Source organism: Paraherbaspirillum soli (assembly GCF_042654985.1).
GTDB classification, from domain to species: domain Bacteria; phylum Pseudomonadota; class Gammaproteobacteria; order Burkholderiales; family Burkholderiaceae_D; genus Paraherbaspirillum; species Paraherbaspirillum soli.
This window is the reverse complement of the sequence record NZ_JBHSMT010000021.1, coordinates 14,590-33,475: the sequence shown is the minus strand read 5'-3', so window position 1 is coordinate 33,475 and position 18,886 is coordinate 14,590. Positions and strand designations below refer to the sequence as shown.

Genomic DNA, 18,886 nt, shown 5'->3' with positions numbered 1-18,886 from the left:
TCATCCCCCCTCTGGTCCCACACGCGCCACGATTCAATGATGCCAGCGGCTGCTAATGGCTGGCACTAGCTCGGCAGTCAGCATTCACGCAACTACGTACGGCGCTAATGTGGTTCTGATAGTAAGCGTTATTCAACGATCAGCAGTAACACTGTACGAAATGGAACGGATAAGTACAGGGGTGAATCAGTGTGTACGAAAGTAAGCTTGTAAACGATTCGGACATGCCTTATTATTCGTACACCAAATTCGTACACCCAATTCGTACATAAGGAAGTCACCATGTCCAGAGTCTTTGCCTACTGCCGCGTATCCACCACAGACCAGACCACCGATAACCAGCTTGCCGAAATCAAAGCAGCAGGATTTGCCATAGATGCTAGAAGGGTAGTCAGAGAGACGATTAGCGGTTCTGTTGCCGCAACCGAGCGGCCAGAGTTCTCGCGCTTGATGGACCGGCTGGAAAGTGGCGACGTGTTGATTGTGACGAAGCTGGACCGGTTGGGTCGCAATGCTATGGATGTACGGGCTACGGTCGAGCAGTTGGCGGCACTCGGTGTACGTGTCCATTGTCTGGCTCTGGGCGGCGTAGACCTGACCAGTCCTGCCGGTAAAATGACGATGCAGGTTATCAATGCCGTGGCAGAGTTCGAGCGAGACTTACTGATTGAACGAACAAATGCTGGCATCAGTCGAGCAAGGGCCGAAGGGAAAACGTTCGGCAGGCCGTCAGCACTATCTGAGACTCAGCAAGCGGAAGTGCTACAAAGATTGTCTAAAGGCGATGCCGTAGCTCTGCTGGCTCGTGAGTATCAGACGACTCGGCAGACAATCATGCGGGTGCGTAGCAAGGCGGCGTGACCACTAACTAGCCGTCCACCGAACACACTGGGGTGCTAATTGCTTCTGAAATTGCTAGGAATCCATAGAGGGGCTAGCCTATGTGTTAGATCGGGGGCGACGATTTCAGAGTCCCAAATCAGATCACCATCATTTCGTATACCAGTAACATTTGTCCGCTCGGACGTGCTGAAAAATCCTTGGGCGAGGTGCTCCGCTCGGTATTTACTTGCCGATAGAATGCCCCAAGTCTCCCAGAAATTTTCAGTCTTAACGGCAAAATTAATTGACCCAGATCGTTGAACACTTGGGTAGGATATTGCCGAGACTCTGGGGTATTTTTTGAATGCCAAGTCGCAGATGTACGACGAAAGAGAATAGGGTTTTTCATCCTCTACCAAACAATCGTGAAGGAACGAATCAACGATTAGATAAGCCATAGCTTCGTTTCGGTCGCAAGCATTGAGCATATTGTCTAACATCGCCGATTGATTACTTGGTACCAGTCGTCCCCGGCCAGAGCGTTGAATATAAGCGAATTCGCCAATGGGAAGAACTCGATAGCTTCTCCCTGGCCTTACCTGAAATAGAGCTAGCAGAACGTCATCGTTCTCCACACCGGTTTCACTATGAGCGGTTTCGGTTCGGTCTGCGAGATACAGAAGGGGGGAGCCGGAGGCGTTAGCCCGTCCTGGCCCAGCAGGGGAGGTTGTGGGCCAAATAAGATCAAGATACGACGTTATTTCGTCACCCGCATTTAGACGTCTTGCGCGCTTGTATATCCAATCTTGGCCCCAATCCATGCTGAGGAACCCGTGACGAGAAACCAAGTAAGCGATCATTTGATGTTGCACCGCGAGGGGCTCAGAAGGAAATCGCCTAAGCATCGGCACTATTTCTTCTAGCGGTATGGGCGGGTGTTGTTGCGTAAAGGTTTTAAGCGTCATCTGACGGGGTACGACAAGGATGCGGTTGATTGATATTTATAGGATACAGGGTTCCAATGTCTGGTCTAATTGGTGGCGCAAAATGCCATTCACAAATGAAGCTCTTCAATTGCGGAGTCCAAGGCACGCTCTCTGGAATTGAGATAAGAGGTTCGTTTTTGAATTCAACAGACCCAGATTCTTATCGACCTGAGAGCTAGTACTGGTTTGATTATTTGCTCAGCTCTTGTAAACGGTAAGCCACGCTTGTATACTTTGCGCTTCACTGAAAAACAGTGATCGGGTTTGGCGACCTGAGCAGCGAATGTGCGAAGATGCTTTTACAGCTCTTGTTGCACGCACACACCATTATGCAACCTTCTATGGTGGGCTTTGGTGGGGAGGGCTTCGGCCCTGCCGGTTCTATGCTGCCGGTTCGCCAACCCCACCTTGCGCCCACCACCCTCGTTTGGCGATGAGGAGTGGGATTTAACCGCTAGCATAGAAGGTACAACATCGTGGCAACACTTCAAATCCGTAATACCCAATTCATCATCGAACAATCCATTGACCTCCTGTACATCCGGCTCGGCCGTCTGGAAGTCTGCATGGAGTCAACATCCCATAGGCCGGCAGGGAAAGGTCTAAATCGCATCCTGGAAGTATGGCGTGCACCTCAAGGCCATACGGGAAATGGCAGCTACAACTCCGCTCATTACTTCGTATTTGGTAAGCGCATGTTCTGGAGTATCGAGACATGCTGATATCTTTTGGAAAGTACGAAATATTCGCTTGCCGTGACAGATTCATTCGGCATTACGAAACCAACAGGATTCTCGAAGTGACCAAGGGCGAAGACGTCGGTCATTACGACATACTTCTCCTTAGGCGCTGGCAGATAATCCTTTCATACAAAGAGGAACAGCTATGCGAGCAGGATTACCCGTATTAGTCTGATTTTTCAGCAGTAGAAAACAAGAGGTGCATCAGGATTGCTAGCATGTGCAAGCGAGGCCCTGATAGCACCTCTTTTTGTTTTGTGATGCTCATCTCTGGAAAGAAGTCACAGGCCGAAGAGGAAATGCGGGTGTGGCTTCCCGCAATAGTGCCTCTAAACCCCGGCTATAGCGGCAACAGATTCTTAGCTTGATGGTCTGTGACCGGCTCATGGCTGGCGCGCTTCTATGCTCCGACTAATGAAGCAAGATTTGACGTCGTGTCTAAACCCACACTTACGAAGTAAGAATCGAAGGTGCTTCCAAACCCGGACTAACGACGCAACAGATTCTTACTTTTCTCGGCGACGCCTGCCGGTTGCTATCGCTCGTCTTCCTGTGTCTGAGCACACCAGGAGACCACTATTTCTCGACTTTAAAGGAAGCCTATGGGCATATGCAGAGTCCCGGGGTGCAATCTCGTTACCAACGGATACAGCACCTATTGTGGGACACATAAAAGATGTAATCGAAGGCACGGTCATCCCCAACAAAAGAGCGTCACGCTGTATACGCTCAGGCCGTATATGGAACGCGTAGCGGCGCGAATGGAGAAGAACTCAAGTAATCCTACTTGGTCCATTCTGCGTGACCGCTGGTACTCTCTAATTGCGTCTGCGAAGGCTGTGACTGTCGAATGTCAGAGCGGCGCGGCATTTAACCGTAACGTACTGGAAGCGTGGAGCAACATCGAGAAAATCAGCAATAGTGCTGATTCCTCCCAGGTCATCACTGTCGTGCTTGCTATGTACCTAATGCGTGACGATTCCTCTCATCGCTTCAAGTCAGAGGCAGCATTCGAGAGGCAACTTGTGCGTCGGTTTCGTGCGTTGGCTCCACACTATGCAGGTGAGTATTACGACCAGCATAGCGGGAAAACCAAGCGGGTCTATCGTGATACGCGGCCACGCACCGCAGTGATACTTGCAGGACTTCTCAAGGAGACTTTCGGTGCTGCGGGGTTGGTCGTAGCGAGACTGGAACAGCAGGAGGTTAACAGGCTTCGAGACGACCAGCAAGCGCTACAGGAGGCATTGAGTGCGCTTGCGTAGGCGCGATGCAGACCCGGAACGGGATGGCTGGTTTAATGGATTCAGAACTGCGAGGAATTCACAACTGAAATTGCTTGTTAGTGAAGTGGTCAATGAAATTCTGACCTATGAAGCTGAAAGCGGATTGCGTAGCCGGAAGCGGAGGGCCGCAGACCTAGCCGTATTTGAGATGCAGGTGGAGGCATTAATCTGCGATGCCGCCTTACGTCACCTTGAATGGCCTGGGGGGTATGTCAGTATCACTTTTTCACACCGCAAGTTGAGTAGGCGAGACCGTTACCGTTCCCGTGTACTGTCGGATACGATGCCCAACCTGCTCAAACTCCTGGGGCCTCAACAGATGCATCTGCTAGATGTCCACCTTGGACATAGCAATCCCGTCGATAAGTCCCAGAGTAAACAAACCACGTTCAGGGCAAGTCCGGCGCTACTGTTGAGGCTGGCCTCGCTATGGCTGACCCCGGCTGACTTCGGCGTCCACCAAGATAAGGAGGTGGTTGAGTTGAGGGATAAGCGACCGGATGTATTCGAAAGAGGGGCATATTTGCAGTACAACGATACACCGCAGACCAACACCTACAGGAATGACCTCAAGATCATCAACGACTGGATAGATGCCGCAGATATCGACCTCATAGATGGACGCAGCATGGCAAGACTAGGGGAGCGGAGATTGCGCCGGGTGTTTAATAATGGTAGCTTCGAACTAGGCGGCAGACTGTTCGGCGGCTGGTGGCAAGATATGAATAAGCAGGACCGGCTAGACATCCTCATTGATGGCGTCCCTACTGTAACTCTGGACTTTGCACAGATGGGACCGAGGATTTTGTATGGCATGGCTGGCGTTTCCTTTGATTGTGAAGCATACGCAGTGCCTGGATTTGAGGACCGCAGACCTGGAATTAAGAAGCTCTTTGCTGCAATGACCTACGCTGCAGCACCGCTCAGACGATTCCCTGATGGTACCGCCAGCTTATTCTACAGAGGCACCAAGGTGCGGCACGTCACCGAGGCAATACAGACCCACCATGAGGCAATCTCAGGTTTGTTCTACTCAGGCGCTGGCCTTGCCGCGATGTATCGTGAAAGTGAAATCATGGTGGAGATGTTGCTGACCCTGAAGGCAGCGGGGATTGTGGCCCTGCCAGTGCATGATGCCTTGATCGTCGCAGAGGACAGGAAGGAAGAGGTCAAGACTGTGATGCTGGCAGTGTTCCATGCACAGACCGGAGTGGATGGAAGCATCACCGAAGAATGTCCACAGCGGTATGACCACTGCGCCCCAGGACCAAGGCAAATAAGCAGGTGTCGCCACAGGTAGTCAGTGCGAGCATTGCCGGTACTACTTCAGGTTTCGTCACTGGAAGCCTGTGTAGTCACTACGGTGTTATCTCTTGTGCGGGAGAGTAGGTCATACCAACTTAGGTAACACAGCCAGACAATCTCCATACACTATAGATACACAGCCTGCTCACCTATAGAGGGGGCCGTAAGAACTTCCACAGTCGTCCGCATCACGCCAAAACCCGTAGCAAATCCCACGCATCACCCAGAGACCCACGCCTAGCCTTTCCTGTTCAACGGGAGGTCTACTCCTGCGCCTTTGCGTTTCTTAACTCGTAGGTGTTTGCCCATCAGCGGACATTCATCAATTTATACATAGGAGTAATACAGATGAACTTTACTAAGCATGACATGTGCGCAGTGGCGAATTCGCCCGTAGCACTAGATGCATTTTCCCAATTCGTGAATAGCGCGGATTCAAAAGCCAGAGACAGTATTTACCGAATTATTACGGAAGCCGCCACCTATTCAGCATCCCAAGAGTGGGTCGCATCTGTGGCTGCCAATGGTGGTCGCAAAGAGTATTCGAATAAAGCCAAGATCAAACACGCAGCAAAGGTCTAACCATGCCACGACAAGCACAGCAGCAAATCACTGCGCGCCCGCAAGACGCAACCCCGCAGCGTCAACGCGAAGTTACCCAGATTGTGGCACGTCCGGTGGACACCACAGTCCACGGCTCCAGTAGCAACTCGGAACTCGATGGTCTGATAAGCGGCCTTGCTTCATTCAACCCGCACCTTCAGACATACGTCAAACAAGAGAACGAGTTCAATGCGAAGGAAGCCGCACTTACCGGCGAATCCCAGGCACTGACCGCTTCTCTCGATCCGGTCAACGCCAGCCGTGTTCCCGAGTCGATGCCGGAAGGTGTCAACCCGGCATTTCGAGAACACTTCGATTCCTCCTATCGGAAGATCACCGGCCAGCGCCTGGGCATCGAGGCCACCGCTGCCATCTCTGCCGAGTACGACAAGCAGAAGATGACAGACGGTTTCAACGTTGACGGCTTCCTGTCCGAGCAGTTGCAGCAGCACACCGCTGGCATCTCTGACCCGACCGTGCGAGATGAAGTGGCGAAGCAGGCTATTCAGATGTCCCGAGGCATCCGCGAGCAGGACAACAAGATCAAGCTAGGACAGCTTAAAGACTCCACCTTGCAAAGTGTAAATGCCGTAATGGGCAACGGAATCGAGCAGGCCGGTAACGACCCGCATAAACTCTTCGAGTTCTACCAAGGGCTATCCAGTGACAACAAGGCGTGGCAGCAGTATCTGACGCGGCCCGAGTTGGTCCAGCAGTTAGTCACCAAGGTTGCAGCGCAGTCCATCAATGACAAGGGTTCGCCTGCGTTGTTCGATGCGTTGGACAAGATCAAAGACCCAAAAACTGGGATGACCATTGCGGATACCAACGCAGAACTTGGCGTCCACATTGCGCAGGCCAGAAAGCACGCCGAAGCCGAACAGGAAAAGCGTATCGAACGCGATTCACAACCATTTCTTACAAAGCAGCGTGTGGATTGGGATGTTTCCGTAGAGGCTGGCAATCTCATCCCGGTGGAAGTCCTGGCTAACAGCATCGGGGTAGGTAAGCAGTTCTCCTCGCATGAGGCGGCTGCTGCGTTCGATAGACAGCAGCGGGAGAAAGTAGCAGGCATGATGGACCGAGCCGAAGCTCTGCGAAGATGGGACAACGGCGAGGGATGGGCATTGGCTCCTGATTTGCAGAAATGGGTATCTGAGCAGAAGACGGACGGCATTGTTAAAAGTATTGCTGGTGCGATGAATGACCCTGCGCAGCTAGCCAACCTGAAGGACGCGGCCAATCAACTGGCTAGAATCCACGCGACAGGTCAAGCGACGATACCAAATGAAGGATTGAAGCGCTTAATCAATGGGCTGTCTGCTGTTCCGCCAGATGCCAGCGGCAAGCCTTCTCAACGTTTCCTTGTGGCTGCCGCACTCTACAAGAGCTTCCCTGACAATATCCGTAACTTGTATTTCGATGAAGACACAGCCGGATTGATGGATGGGTTTGTAGCTGAAACGGACAGCGGTGTTACACCTGAGTCGGCCTATCAAACTGCATACCGATCTATTTCTCCTGAGGCCAAGGCGCAAGAGAAGGAACGGTCAAGTAATCCAGAGTGGCGAGCAAAAACAAACAAGCTCATCACTAAGGCAGTGGATGAGATGCATTGGCAGGTAACTAAGGACTTCATACCTGGGCGCGACAATTTGCCGGTTAATCTGGGTGTGGTCACACACGGTGGGACGCTGGAAGCACAGCGATTCATGCGTACACATCCGAATGCCAGCGAAGACGTGCTCAAGGCTCATTTAGAGAAATGGACGACTACTAACTTTGTCCATGACACCGAGGCCAATCTTCTCATTGGCATCCCACCCGGTGCGGGAGGTCAAGCTACCGACAAGATGATTGCATGGCAGCAGGCGGAGCTTATTAAGCAATACGGGAAGGACAAGCAGCCAACGTTGGTTCATATGGGTAATGGTCAGTACGATATTCGATCAGAGAAGTATTTAGAGGTCCTCGGCAAGACTACGTTCGACCAGCTCAACAACTCCTTCCGTTCAGCCACAACTATCACCGATGACGACCGCAGGGCACTAGCGGAACTCAACGGCAAGGCCAAGGGCGGCAACCTGTCCACCGATGACATCAACCGGATGGCTCCGCTGATGACCAAGTTGCGCACGATCGGCCAAGACAATCTCATCCCTACGAAAGCGATCAACGATGTTCAAGATAAAGCGTTCCGCGCTGCGGTTGCTAATATTCCTAAACTAACTCTGGGGGCTGCTTCAAGCGTCCTTGCACCTACGCCGCAGTCTGCCAACGATGCACAGGCGCAGAAATCCAGTACGTTCCGCTTCATGCAGAACGTCAGCGGCAGGACAGGCACTCTCGACCTCACGGCAGCACTGACCACTCAGGGCGAAGGTGTCGTATTGAAAGCATCCCCCGACCCGGCAGGTGGGGCGGGCAACAACATCGGCATGGGGTACAACCTCAAGGCCAACGCCGGGACCATCAAAGAGGACTTCAGGAAAGCAGGCATTCCACCTGAGGCTACCGACGAAATCATAGCGGGACGCAAGAGCATCACCCAGGAGCAAGCAGAACGGCTGCTGATAGCCACACTCCCACGCTACGTTGACAAGGCGAAGACGACCGTTGAAGCCAAGTATCCAGGCATGTGGAACCGCCTCACCCCGCAACAGCAAGCAGTCATCACAGACGTGGCCTATCAGGTCCGCGACTTCAACAAGTTCGGCCCGTCCATTGACGCAGTGTTCTCAGGCGACCAAGAGCGCATCAACAAGGCGTTCAAGGTTGTCTACACAGACCGCAACGGTATCCAGAAAGAAGACACCCGCAGAAACAACCTACGGGCAAACATGCTGGCAGGGACGGCCAAGTTCAACGCGGTGACTATGAATAACTAACACAAGGAAATACATGGCTGACATCCAGCAGGAAGCAGCAGACCTAACCAATAGCATCCTCAGTAAATCTATCGAGGCATTTTAGCCGCTTCCTCACGGCTGACCGGCAGAAGCATCTACTCATCAAGCAACAGCATCCAGACCTGGATATTCGGTTCGTATTCTCCCGCTCCAAAACCACCATCTCCAAGACCAGCAATACCACTTATGGCGACTGGTGTTTGAAGTACGGGTTCCAGTATGCGGACAAGAGCATCCCGGACGCGTGGCTGAAGGAGACACAAAAAATTAAGTAACTCACACCGACAAGGAATCAAGAGCATGAGCACCCAAGCAACTTTCACTTTCGTCCCTGGATTGACATTACGCGTGGCTACCGGAACCGATAACAATCCGTGGTTCGCGGCTACAGACATTGCTGCCGTGCTTGGCATAAAGAACCCGTCAGAGGCATTAACGCGGCTTACTGATGAACAGCGCTGTCTCAGTTTAACTGAGACAAGTGGCGGGAAACGCAGACTGGCGATGGTCAGCGAAGCCGGACTTTACGCCTTAGTTCTCCGTAGTCGTAAACCCATAGCTCAGGAGTTCAGAACGTGGGTCACATCCATAGTCCTCCCTGCAATCCGCAAGGACGGTGCATACGTGATGGGCGAGGAGAAAGTTGCAACGGGTGAGATGTCCGAAGATGAATTGATCTTTAAGGGATTCACTGCTCTCAAGGCAAAAGCGGAGCGCCTGATGCAAGAACTGAAAGCGGCACAACCTGCCGTGGAATTCCATGAAAGCTATATAAATTCAGCCGGAACGCAAACGCTCACGGAAGTCGCTAAGGCGCTGGGCATTCCTTCGAAGATGTTCTTTGATTTTCTTCAGAGCGATGGCGTTTTGTACAGACGCAGCAAGCGCACACCGTTACTGCCTAAATCTGTGCATGCAAAGCGCGGATACTTCGAAATCAAGCAGGATATCAGCAACTCAGGATTCTCCAAGCCTCAAACGCGAGTTACTCCGGCAGGCTACGTATGGCTTTCAGAATGCTATGGGTACATGGGACGCCGGCATTAAGTAGATGGCAACTAATTGTTGCCAGTAAGTAATTCGCTATGCTAAATTGATTTCCGTCTATTCATAAGAAGTTGCCCAACAAGGAACGCCGTGAAAAATTATATGAACAAGTATCTGCCGTGGATGTGCTGGTCGCTCGTAGCTTGGTGCGTTCTGTCTCAGCTTCTGGGTGTTAGCCAAGGTGTGGCAGCAGTCGTTGGTTTTGCTCATTTCTTTTTGCTGCTCGTGCTACGTGCCCTCGCTACCCAGAACTGGATAGCTTTGGGCGGCATCGGGGTAATCTTTATTGGTATCGTCGGTCTTTTCTTTCCGGGTTCCCTGCAAGGTGCCAACCCGATATACGCAATAGCTGTTGGTGCGTTGGTATTGGGTGGAGGTATTAAACTGGATGCGAAATCTTAACGGAGGTCGATTTGCTCGCCACCAATGGACGGTAGTGAGCAAATTAAGCCAATTAACCGTGCCCCAATAATTACGCTACCCAAGTCTTTCCAGTAGGTCAGAAGGCCGAAGGTGGGTGTAGCGCTTCAACATCTGCATGGATTTATGGCCCGTTATGGTCGCTACTTCTATCATGTTGAAGCCCTTCTCGAAGAGCCTGGAAGTGGCTTCGTGGCGGAGGTCATGGAACGTCAACCCCTCAATGCCGCATCCTTTGCGAGCTTTAGAGAAGTTCGCTGAAATGGTATCAGCATGCATAGAAAACACAGACTCTTCCTTATTTCTTGCCGGTTTGAACGTGCCCGAAGTGGAGGCAATGGTTAGGATGTCGTTGATGCTGGTTATGGATTCTAATGCATCCACAGCGCGGGACGATAAGGGAACGGTGCGAGACTCTCCGTTCTTAGTGTCATCTAAATAGACCATTCGGCTTGGTAGATTCACGTCACCCCATTTAAGACCCACCAGCTCACCTCGACGCATCGCAGTCTCAATGGCAATAATAATGATACTCCGTAGGCGCAGGTTCCCGTTCTGTACGCACCATCGTAAAAGGGCGGTTTCTTCGCCGCCATATAGGCGTCTTGTGCGCCCCCTGGGGAGCTTTGGTTTGCGTATGTTCTTCGTAGGATTTACTAAGTGTTCTAAACCCCAATCTTTACGGGCCACTTCGTACAGGTGCGAGATGACGGCAAGTTCCAGTCGTATGGTGTTGCCGCCAATTGAGGCTAAGATGCGGCTGTCCCTGTATTCCGCTAGATGCTTGCCACGGATGGCGGATAGGGGAAGGGATGCTAAAGAATTGTGCAACCAAACGTTGATGCGGTTGCGTTCACTAGATGCACTTTTCTTGAAAGGTGTAATTTCTTGGGAATAGCGGATAAGTGCGTTGCCCAACGTTAATTTGTCTGCCTCCTGCAATGTGTCGCCTAGCCCCTGAAGCATTAGCCGTTCCCGTTGCGCTGCCCACTGGACTGCCTCTGATCTTGAACTGAATGTGCGGACCACTTCGGGGTAACCCTTGATGCGGCCCCGAGCTTGATATTGGCGGGGGCCGCCTTTTCTAATTTGCGCCATGTCAAAATCTCCTGATTCTAGATAGACGATTGACGCCTCATCGTGAAATACGGCGAAGCGTTCTCTATCCGACAGGATGACGAGCGTGTGTTATCCCAATTTTTGTGCGAGAACTTCGGCCTTGGGATGGTAGTAGCGCTTCAGCATTTGGATGGTTTGGTGTCCGGTGACCGCCGCTAACTCAATCACATTCGGTAGCTTCTCAGCAAGGCGGCTGGTGGCAGTGTGCCGCAGATCGTGAAAATGCAAATCGACAATGTGGGCGCGAGCGCAGGCTTTCCGGAATGCGGCATGCATTGCCATGTCTGTAAGCGGAAATACACGGGCATCGGAAGCGCGGGGTAGTTCGGCCAAGACTGCTACTGCTTTCTTGGATAGCGGCACTGTTCTGCCTGTACCGTTCTTGGTCATAGGCAGAAACGCGGTCTGGTGCTGAAGGTGGACATTTTCCCAGCGCAAGGCCAGTAGTTCCCCACGGCGCATTGCCGTTTCGAGAGCCAGTATCACCAGCGGGGTCATCCATCGGTTGCGCCTTCCTATGGGCCGAAGCTCGGCCAGAAGTCTTGACTCTTCATTAGTATTTAACAGGCGGCATCTTCCCTGCGGTGTGGGCGGCTTGCGAACCAGCGCACAAGGATTTGCTACGGAGAGGCTCCATTCCTTCCGGGCATGCGTGATGATGCCGGATAGTATGCTGAGTTCTCGGATGATTGTGCCAGCGGATACGGATTTAAGGCGTTCGTCCCTATAGTTCGCTATGACCGATGGCGTCAGCCTCTCCATGCTGTAAGCTGCCATCTTTTGACGCTGCATGAACCGGATGCCTTCAGCCTCCCGCTTGGCTCCCCGCTTTGACGGGGTGACCTCCTGCATGTAGCGTTCAAGCACATCAGTGAGCAACCAATCCTTGGACTGATTGAGGGAGAAGTGTGTCCCCTTATCAATTAAGGATTCGATACATCTGGCCCACATCTGGGCTTCTGCTTTGGTGGCAAATGAATTTACTTCGTCGGGAAATCCCTTACGTCGTACTCGGGCCTGCCATACGCCCGAACGTTGTCTGATTGATGCCATACGCCTTCCAATTGGGACAAGCGTGGGACAAGAACTGATTTTTAGCTAAAAATACTCCCGGAAATCTGCCTAGAATCGGACTAGTGCGCGCGGGTAAGAGAGATTGATCGAAGAAATATTATTTATACGAATCAATTACTTATAAGATTCCACCATCCAATCCCCCGATTTCCCCCCATGCTTTTCCAGCACCCGCACATCAGTAATCACCATCCCCCGATCCACCGCCTTGCACATGTCATAGATAGTCAGCAAGCCGACCTGGACTGCAGTTAGCACTTCCATCTCCACCCCTGTCTTGCCAACAGTTTCCGCCTGTGCGGTACAACTGATACTCGACTGCGCAGCATCGACGGCGAAATCAACCGCAACCCGCGTCAGTGCAAGCGGATGGCATAGCGGAATCAAGTCGCTGGTGCGTTTGGTGGCCATGATGGCGGCGATACGGGCGATGCCTAGCACGTCGCCTTTTTTTGTCGTGCCGGACTGGATCAGGGCCAGTGTTTCAGCTTTCATGCGAATGGTGCCGCTGGCAATCGCGATTCTATGAGTGTCGTTTTTGGCGCCGACATCGACCATGTGTGCCTGACCGGATTGGTCGAAGTGGGTCAGGTTGGGTGAGGTTTTGTTGGTCATGACTGCGGTTTTCTATGGCTATGGTAGTGAAACAGGGAAAGAGCTTTTCTCGGAACAATAATCGACTGCGGGTATCATAGCACCGTGATTTTCACTCTTTCCAATTCCATGAATCGACCATTGCCGTCACGGCGGCGCCTGTTATTTGTTGCGCTGCTCAGTGTCTTTTGCACATTGCCGCCGACGCTTGCTCCCGCATTCGCAACGCAAAATCTGCCGACGCTGGGGGATACTTCGCGCGAATCGTTGTCGCCATTGATGGAGCGCAAGCTGGGCGAGGAAGTCATGCACGATATCCGGCGCGATCCCGATTATCTGAACGATGCGCCGCTGCTCGAATACCTGAATAATTTCGGCTTGTCGCTGGTTGCAGCCCGGCCGGAGGTGCGGGGCGAGGCTGGGTTCGATTTCTTCTTTTTTGCGGTGCGCGATCCAGTCTTGAATGCGTTTGCGTTGCCGGGCGGTTTCATCGCGGTGCATTCCGGCTTGCTGCTGGCGGCGCAGAGCGAATCGGAGCTGGCGTCGGTGCTGGCGCATGAAATCGGCCACGTCGCGCAGCGCCATATCGCCCGCATGCTGGGCAAGCAAAAACAGGATTCTATGATCGCGCTGGCGTCGATGTTGTTGGGGGCACTGGCGATGCGCGGTAGTGGCGATGTCGGTTCGGCGGTGATGATGGGCGGTACCGGCCTGGCGATGCAGCGGCAGTTGAATTTCAGCCGCGATGCGGAACGTGAGGCGGATCGGATCGGCTTGTCGATTCTGGGCGATGGCGGCTTTGATACTTCCGGCATGGTGGCGTTTTTCGGTCGCCTGCAGAGCGCTTCGCGTAATTATTCGGACGTGATCCCACCTTATTTGCTGACCCACCCGCTGACCAGTGAACGGATCGCTGATATCGAGGCGCGGATTCGCGAGCAGCGTTACCGGCAGCGTGCCGATAGCCTGGATTTCCAGTTGATTCGAGCCCGTACGCGGGTGTTGCAGGACGATTCGGAAAAAGGTTTGCGCGAGGCGCAAGCATTCTTCGAAGTTCAATTGACCCAAAATCCCAAACCGCAAATCATCGCCGCCAACTACGGTTTGGCTTTCATCGCCCTCAAGCGGGAGGCCTATGACAAGGCGGAAGCTTTATTGCAGCAGGCGGTGGCCGCAGCATCACCGGTCAAGCCTAGCGTGGTGCTGACCGATCTGGGCATCGACATCAAGCTGGCGGCGCATCAGCCGGCCGAGGCTTTGCAACTGGTAGAGCGGGCGCGCCAGGAATTTCCGTTGTCGCGCGGTGTTGCTCATCAATATGCCAAGGCGCTGATCGCCGGTAAGCGGCTGGATGAGGCCGGCCGTTACTTGCGCGAGCAGGCACAGTTGTACCGGCAGGATGCTGATGTCCAGAACCTGCTGGCGCAGGCCTATTCGGCGCAGGGCAAGCAGGCATTGCAGCATATGGCATTGGCTGAATCGTATGCGCTGACCGGCAGCGTGCCGGCGGCGCTGGACCAGTTGCGCATCGCGCGCAATGCGCCGGATGCGGGGTTTTATGAGCAGTCGATCATCGATGCGCGCGAGCGGGAATTGCAGGCGCGCTGGAAAGAAGAGCTGAAGGAATCCAAGGAGCGCTAAGGGCACCTCTAAAAACCTACTGCGCGGCCCAATCTCCGGGCTGCGATGCTCGCCGTACCTCCGTACGGCTGTGCTTCTCGCCCAGACCTTGGGCCGCTCGCTACGGTTTTTGGAGGTGCCCTTAAGCCTGCCGCGGCTGTAGTACAAAGCCGAAATGCGCAGCGATATTCTCTTGTGCAATTCGCTGTACCGGCAAATCCGTTCCGGCGTATTGCCAAGTCAAAACGCCATCGTCCGCCGGATCCGTCAGCCATCCGAGCAAGCGTTCATCCGCGACGATATTGTCATCCATCCGCAAGCCGGCCAGACATTGTGCGAGGTCGCGATCGTCCAGCGCCGCGACTTTACCGTTGCCTATCAGTAGCAGCCGTCCTTGTTCCGTCAGCATGGCGGCATCAATCGCGCTCATTGCTTCACCGGTCTGCAGCACAAAACCCAGTGTTGGATCGGTGTGCGCAATGTACGGCGTCAGTGCCAAGTCGATATACACGCGCTGCGGACCATTCTGGAAATACCAGCGGCCTTCAGCGTCGACTCCGTAATTGCGATGAATAAAGCCGAGCAGTGCCGCATGCACGATTTTGTCGCCCGGCAGGTTTTGTCGTTGCGCCTGCTCATCGCGCATGCGCCAGGCGCCGCGCGCATCCAGCGCCAGCCAGCCGTAGCAATGCGGCACCTCGGGCCATTTGGCCATGGCCTGTTTGACGATGTGATCCATGTAATGATTTTTCTAATTGGTCAGGATACGGATTGCAGAAACCCGATCATGCGTTGCGGCAGCCAGTCCAGGCGTCCGGGCGGGTTGCCGCTGGCGAAGCCGACATGGCCGCCTTGCTCCGGATATTCCAGCGTGACGCTGGCCGCGGCGCTGCGCGGCAAATGTTGCGGCGGCAGGAACGGATCGTTCCTGGCGTTGAGCACCAGCGTCGGCACGGTGATGTCATGCAATACGTGTTTGGCGCTGGCTCGGTCCCAGTAATCTTCCGTGTTGCGATAGCCATGCAGCGGCGCCGTGACGATATTGTCGAAGTCGTACAGGTTGCGCGCCTGCAGCATGCGCTCGCGGTCGAACAGGCTGGGGAATTGGTTGAGTTTTTCCAGCGATTTGGTTTTCATCGTGCGTAAAAAAGCACGCGTGTAAATCCGGTTGAAGCCGTGCGCCAAGGCAGCGCCGCCGCCGGCCAAGTCGAGCGGCGCAGAAATCGCGCAAGCGCCATCCACGATTTTCGCTTGATACTGTGATTCGCCGAGCCAGCGCAATAGCGCGTTGCCGCCCAGCGAGACGCCGGTCGCATAGAATTTTCCGAATTGTTTGTGGTCGCGGCCGGCGGCCAGGCGACGCAGTATCCAGTCGATCTCTTGCGCATCACCGGAATGATAGAAGCGCGGCGCCTGATTGATTTCACCGGAACAGCCGCGAAAATGAGGTACCGCGCCGGACCAGCCGAGCGCCGCGACCTGCGCCATCAATGCCCGGCTGTAGTGGCTATTGGATGAACCTTCCAATCCGTGAAACAAGACGGCCAGCGGCCGCCCCGGCTGGCCGTCGACGAAATCAATATCAATGAAATCGTCATCCGGAGTATCCCAGCGCTCGCGCCGGTAAACAACTTCAGGTTTGCTGATGCAAGTGGCCGGATAAATGGTTTGCAAGTGGCCGCCAGGTAACCACAGCGGGGCGCTGTAAGGGGCGGGAGATGCGGAGGAACTCATACAAATGCTTCTTGTTGTCGTGTAATTAATAGATAGGCCGGCTACGGTCGAAGATCAAGGATTATCTTTATTTTTTTGTATCTTCTCCATCCCAGTACTCCATTGTTGCCGACTGGCGATATCCTTCGCCGGTCAGGCGCACGCTGACTCGTCCCGATTTCGGATAAACGATCACATCATTGGGGTTGCTTTCTCCCAACACCAAATAGCGGCACAGCGTTTCACCATGATTTAACAGCGCGTGACCGGCCTTTTGACCGGCAGGAAAGCAAGCATAATCGCCAGCCGACATCAGGTATGACTTGTCCCCGAGCAGCAGCGTGACTTCACCCTCCAGTATCAGCAGATGCTCTTCTTCCAGCATGTGATAGTGCAGAGGACATGATTGTTTGCCCGGATCGAGCTCTTCGATCGCCACGCCGACATGGGAGCCGCCGCCGAATTTCCCGAGTCTTCGAAAGCGGCTGCCGAAGCGATCGCCTTCTGACCACGTTTCTACCGGTACATCTTCAACCCGGAACGGTTCGAACACGCCGTCGGCATTGACAGACGAGGGATTGTTTTCCATCAGGAACTCCGTGAAATGGTTGGTCGGCTATTGTGCCGTGATTTCCGACAGGGTGTTGAAAATGGCGTGAGCGGGATTGGATACGGACGCCTCTAAAACCGTAGCGAGCGGTCCAAGGTCGGGGTAAGAAGCGCAGTCGTACGAGAGTACGGCGAGCATCGCAGCCCCGAGATTGGGACGCGCAGTAGGTTTTAGAGGTGTCCTAATGCAGCATGGCGGTCGACATCGGCTCATCCGGCGCCGCACCGGGCGCCACCGACGCGTGATGCAGTACCAGGCACCAGCCGCGCGGGGTTTTCAGGTAAACATTGGTGGTCAGGATATGCATTTCCTGCGGCGGATCGCCGGCCTGATGTATTTCCTCAATCAGGTTGTGAATGCTGGTCGACATATTGTGTGTGGCGTGCAACTGGCGGGTGCGGATATGCACGCCGCCGCGCTCGAACAGGGTTTCGAATGCGGCACGGATCGCGGCATGGCCTACCAGTCTTGGCGAATTCGGATGTACGCAGACGATGTCTTCATCGTCGGCCCACAGCGCCATCATGGCTTCGATGTCGGCGCGGCCCAGGGCGTCATAAAAGGCTGCTTCGGTTTCTTCGGCTGAGCCGTGCATCAATTTTGCGCGTGGCATGTTGAATCCTTTTTCCAAAATGGCCTTAAAAAGCGAAAAAGGGAGCATCGCTCCCTTTTTTTTTATTCATGCAAACAACGCTCAATGCCCCTTGACCACGGCACCCGGCTTGAGCCGGTATTGCGTGCCGCAGTATGGGCATTTGGCGCTGCCGGTGCTGGTGACGTCCAGGAACACTCGTGGATGCGATGACCAGATCGGCATCAGCGGGTTGGGGCAATGGAGCGGCAAGTCTTTGCCGTCAAGTTCGACTGGGGTCTGGATGTTTGCTGCTGTCATTTGATTCTCCGTATTTCTGCTGAATTTCCGAAAGCCGAATTGTGCCCGGCTTTCCATTTTTAAACCAGAGTTAACCAATGCTGATATTTGGGGGACTTGCCGGCCACAACGTCAAAGAACATGGTTTGTATTTTTTCTGTGATCGGTCCGCGCTTGCCTTCGCCGATGACGCGGTTGTCGAGTTCGCGGATCGGCGTGATTTCTGCCGCGGTGCCGGTAAAGAAAGCTTCGTCGCTGCAATACACTTCGTCGCGTGTGATGCGTTTTTCGATCACTTCGATGCCGCTGTCGCGCGCCATGCTCAGCACGGCGTCGCGGGTGATGCCTTCCAGGCAGGAGGCCAGGTCGGGGGTGTAGATCTTGCCGTTCTTGACGATGAACACGTTTTCGCCGGAGCCTTCCGATACATAGCCGTCGGTGTCCAGCAGCAAGGCTTCGTCGTAGCCGTCGGCCAGCGCTTCCTGGTTGGCCAGGATCGAGTTGATGTAATAGCCGCTGGCTTTGGCGCGCACCAGCGAGACGTTGACATGGTGGCGGCTGAATGACGAGGTCTTGACTCTTATCCCTTTCGCCATGCCTTCTTCACCCAGATATGCGCCCCAGGGCCAGGCGGCGATGGCGACGTGGATGGTATTGCCCTTGGCGGCGATGCCGAGCATTTCCGAGCCGATCCAGATCAGCGGCCGCATGTAGCAGGATTCCAGCTTGTTTTCACGGACTACCTGGATTTGCGCATCGATCAGGGTTTGCTTATCGAACGGGACATGCATCTGGAAGATCTTGGCCGAGTTCAGCAAGCGCTGGGTGTGTTCCTGCAAGCGGAAAATCGCTGTCCCCTGTGCCGTCTTGTACGCCCGCAGACCTTCGAATACGGCCATGCCGTAATGCAGCGAGTGCGTCAAAACGTGGATGTTGGCGTCGCGCCAGTCGATCAGCTCGCCGTCTTTCCAGATTTTGCCGTCGCGATCAGCCATGGACATATCGAAATCTCCAGTAAGTTTTGATGTGTTTTATGGGGGGGGGGCTGGGGTTGTTTATCTGTTGCGCCGATATGCAGATTAAGGCGTCATTTTAACGGATTCGGCGGGGCCGAACTCCTCGGAATATTGCGCTTGTCCGGTCGGTTTTCCGGCCTTCGGCGCCGAC

General features: G+C 53.9%; 19 protein-coding genes. 9 read left to right on the top strand and 10 right to left on the bottom strand.

Annotation, left to right across the window (positions count from 1 at the left end):
- The first annotated feature begins 282 nt into the window (after positions 1–282).
- Positions 283–861, top strand: a complete 579-nt coding sequence (locus tag ACFPM8_RS11830) for a recombinase family protein (protein WP_378997752.1) — start codon at positions 283–285, stop codon at positions 859–861.
- A gap of 35 nt (positions 862–896) precedes the next feature.
- Here ACFPM8_RS11830 and ACFPM8_RS11825 read toward each other — a convergent pair whose 3' ends face one another.
- Positions 897–1,643, bottom strand: a complete 747-nt coding sequence (locus ACFPM8_RS11825; RefSeq protein ID WP_378997797.1) for an RES domain-containing protein — start codon at positions 1,641–1,643, stop codon at positions 897–899.
- 1,666 nt (positions 1,644–3,309) lie between these two features.
- On the opposite strand from ACFPM8_RS11825, the gene ACFPM8_RS11820 reads away from it, so the two are divergent.
- The 7 genes from ACFPM8_RS11820 (at position 3,310) to ACFPM8_RS11790 (ending at position 10,100) form a co-directional block, all read left to right on the top strand.
- Positions 3,310–3,813 carry a hypothetical protein gene (locus ACFPM8_RS11820; protein WP_378997751.1) on the top strand — a complete coding sequence of 168 codons (504 nt, stop codon included), beginning with the start codon at positions 3,310–3,312 and terminating at the stop codon, positions 3,811–3,813.
- Positions 3,814–4,117: 304 nt separating this feature from the next.
- On the top strand, positions 4,118–5,134 hold the full coding sequence (locus tag ACFPM8_RS11815) for a hypothetical protein (RefSeq protein ID WP_378997750.1): 1,017 nt from the start codon (positions 4,118–4,120) through the stop codon (positions 5,132–5,134).
- Between the two features lie 353 nt (positions 5,135–5,487).
- The gene (locus ACFPM8_RS11810) at positions 5,488–5,721 is read left to right on the top strand and encodes a hypothetical protein (RefSeq protein WP_378997749.1); all 234 of its coding nucleotides are present in this window, start codon (positions 5,488–5,490) and stop codon (positions 5,719–5,721) included.
- 2 nt (positions 5,722–5,723) lie between these two features.
- Positions 5,724–8,630, top strand: coding sequence for a lysozyme family protein (locus ACFPM8_RS11805; protein WP_378997748.1), 2,907 nt, complete (start codon positions 5,724–5,726; stop codon positions 8,628–8,630).
- 50 nt (positions 8,631–8,680) lie between these two features.
- A complete protein-coding gene (locus ACFPM8_RS11800; protein WP_378997796.1) occupies positions 8,681–8,926 on the top strand; it encodes a hypothetical protein in 246 nt (81 codons plus the stop codon).
- Between the two features lie 25 nt (positions 8,927–8,951).
- Entirely contained in the window at positions 8,952–9,698 is a 747-nt protein-coding gene (locus ACFPM8_RS11795; protein ID WP_378997747.1) for a BRO family protein, read from the top strand.
- 102 nt (positions 9,699–9,800) lie between these two features.
- Positions 9,801–10,100, top strand: coding sequence for a hypothetical protein (locus tag ACFPM8_RS11790; protein WP_378997746.1), 300 nt, complete (start codon positions 9,801–9,803; stop codon positions 10,098–10,100).
- Positions 10,101–10,175: 75 nt separating this feature from the next.
- Here ACFPM8_RS11790 and ACFPM8_RS11785 read toward each other — a convergent pair whose 3' ends face one another.
- The 3 genes from ACFPM8_RS11785 to moaC form a co-directional block, all read right to left on the bottom strand.
- Complete coding sequence (locus ACFPM8_RS11785; RefSeq protein WP_378997745.1) at positions 10,176–11,216, bottom strand: site-specific integrase; 1,041 nt, start codon at positions 11,214–11,216, stop codon at positions 10,176–10,178.
- Positions 11,217–11,306: 90 nt separating this feature from the next.
- Positions 11,307–12,290: a site-specific integrase gene (locus ACFPM8_RS11780; protein ID WP_378997744.1), complete on the bottom strand. Its 984-nt coding sequence runs from the start codon at positions 12,288–12,290 to the stop codon at positions 11,307–11,309.
- 135 nt (positions 12,291–12,425) lie between these two features.
- The gene (gene moaC / locus ACFPM8_RS11775) at positions 12,426–12,926 is read right to left on the bottom strand and encodes a cyclic pyranopterin monophosphate synthase MoaC (protein WP_378997743.1); all 501 of its coding nucleotides are present in this window, start codon (positions 12,924–12,926) and stop codon (positions 12,426–12,428) included.
- Between the two features lie 108 nt (positions 12,927–13,034).
- Here moaC and ACFPM8_RS11770 point away from each other — a divergent pair, with 108 nt between their 5' ends.
- Positions 13,035–14,546: a M48 family metalloprotease gene (locus ACFPM8_RS11770; protein WP_378997742.1), complete on the top strand. Its 1,512-nt coding sequence runs from the start codon at positions 13,035–13,037 to the stop codon at positions 14,544–14,546.
- A 121-nt stretch (positions 14,547–14,667) separates the two neighbouring features.
- On the opposite strand, the gene ACFPM8_RS11765 is transcribed toward ACFPM8_RS11770, so the two are convergent.
- The 6 genes from ACFPM8_RS11765 to ACFPM8_RS11740 form a co-directional block, all read right to left on the bottom strand.
- Positions 14,668–15,264: a DUF2946 family protein gene (locus ACFPM8_RS11765; protein ID WP_378997741.1), complete on the bottom strand. Its 597-nt coding sequence runs from the start codon at positions 15,262–15,264 to the stop codon at positions 14,668–14,670.
- A gap of 20 nt (positions 15,265–15,284) precedes the next feature.
- Entirely contained in the window at positions 15,285–16,259 is a 975-nt protein-coding gene (locus ACFPM8_RS11760; RefSeq protein WP_378997740.1) for a YheT family hydrolase, read from the bottom strand.
- 67 nt (positions 16,260–16,326) lie between these two features.
- Positions 16,327–16,827, bottom strand: coding sequence for a cupin domain-containing protein (locus tag ACFPM8_RS11755; protein ID WP_378997739.1), 501 nt, complete (start codon positions 16,825–16,827; stop codon positions 16,327–16,329).
- A gap of 202 nt (positions 16,828–17,029) precedes the next feature.
- Positions 17,030–17,461, bottom strand: a complete 432-nt coding sequence (locus tag ACFPM8_RS11750; RefSeq protein WP_378997738.1) for a YybH family protein — start codon at positions 17,459–17,461, stop codon at positions 17,030–17,032.
- Between the two features lie 81 nt (positions 17,462–17,542).
- Entirely contained in the window at positions 17,543–17,740 is a 198-nt protein-coding gene (locus tag ACFPM8_RS11745) for a zinc-finger domain-containing protein (RefSeq protein ID WP_378997737.1), read from the bottom strand.
- Between the two features lie 59 nt (positions 17,741–17,799).
- A complete protein-coding gene (locus ACFPM8_RS11740) occupies positions 17,800–18,720 on the bottom strand; it encodes a branched-chain amino acid transaminase (protein ID WP_378997736.1) in 921 nt (306 codons plus the stop codon).
- Between the last annotated feature and the right edge of the window lie 166 nt (positions 18,721–18,886).

Coding starts and splice junctions, on each gene's coding strand:
- ACFPM8_RS11830 (WP_378997752.1), top strand. CDS start 283: ATGTCCAGAGTCTTTGCCTACTGCCGCGTATCCACCACAGACCAGACC.
- ACFPM8_RS11825 (WP_378997797.1), bottom strand. CDS start 1,643: ATGGATTGGGGCCAAGATTGGATATACAAGCGCGCAAGACGTCTAAAT.
- ACFPM8_RS11820 (WP_378997751.1), top strand. CDS start 3,310: ATGGAGAAGAACTCAAGTAATCCTACTTGGTCCATTCTGCGTGACCGC.
- ACFPM8_RS11815 (WP_378997750.1), top strand. CDS start 4,118: ATGCCCAACCTGCTCAAACTCCTGGGGCCTCAACAGATGCATCTGCTA.
- ACFPM8_RS11810 (WP_378997749.1), top strand. CDS start 5,488: ATGAACTTTACTAAGCATGACATGTGCGCAGTGGCGAATTCGCCCGTA.
- ACFPM8_RS11805 (WP_378997748.1), top strand. CDS start 5,724: ATGCCACGACAAGCACAGCAGCAAATCACTGCGCGCCCGCAAGACGCA.
- ACFPM8_RS11795 (WP_378997747.1), top strand. CDS start 8,952: ATGAGCACCCAAGCAACTTTCACTTTCGTCCCTGGATTGACATTACGC.
- ACFPM8_RS11790 (WP_378997746.1), top strand. CDS start 9,801: ATGAACAAGTATCTGCCGTGGATGTGCTGGTCGCTCGTAGCTTGGTGC.
- ACFPM8_RS11785 (WP_378997745.1), bottom strand. CDS start 11,216: ATGGCGCAAATTAGAAAAGGCGGCCCCCGCCAATATCAAGCTCGGGGC.
- ACFPM8_RS11780 (WP_378997744.1), bottom strand. CDS start 12,290: ATGGCATCAATCAGACAACGTTCGGGCGTATGGCAGGCCCGAGTACGA.
- moaC (WP_378997743.1), bottom strand. CDS start 12,926: ATGACCAACAAAACCTCACCCAACCTGACCCACTTCGACCAATCCGGT.
- ACFPM8_RS11770 (WP_378997742.1), top strand. CDS start 13,035: ATGAATCGACCATTGCCGTCACGGCGGCGCCTGTTATTTGTTGCGCTG.
- ACFPM8_RS11765 (WP_378997741.1), bottom strand. CDS start 15,264: ATGGATCACATCGTCAAACAGGCCATGGCCAAATGGCCCGAGGTGCCG.
- ACFPM8_RS11760 (WP_378997740.1), bottom strand. CDS start 16,259: ATGAGTTCCTCCGCATCTCCCGCCCCTTACAGCGCCCCGCTGTGGTTA.
- ACFPM8_RS11755 (WP_378997739.1), bottom strand. CDS start 16,827: ATGGAAAACAATCCCTCGTCTGTCAATGCCGACGGCGTGTTCGAACCG.
- ACFPM8_RS11750 (WP_378997738.1), bottom strand. CDS start 17,461: ATGCCACGCGCAAAATTGATGCACGGCTCAGCCGAAGAAACCGAAGCA.
- ACFPM8_RS11745 (WP_378997737.1), bottom strand. CDS start 17,740: ATGACAGCAGCAAACATCCAGACCCCAGTCGAACTTGACGGCAAAGAC.
- ACFPM8_RS11740 (WP_378997736.1), bottom strand. CDS start 18,720: ATGTCCATGGCTGATCGCGACGGCAAAATCTGGAAAGACGGCGAGCTG.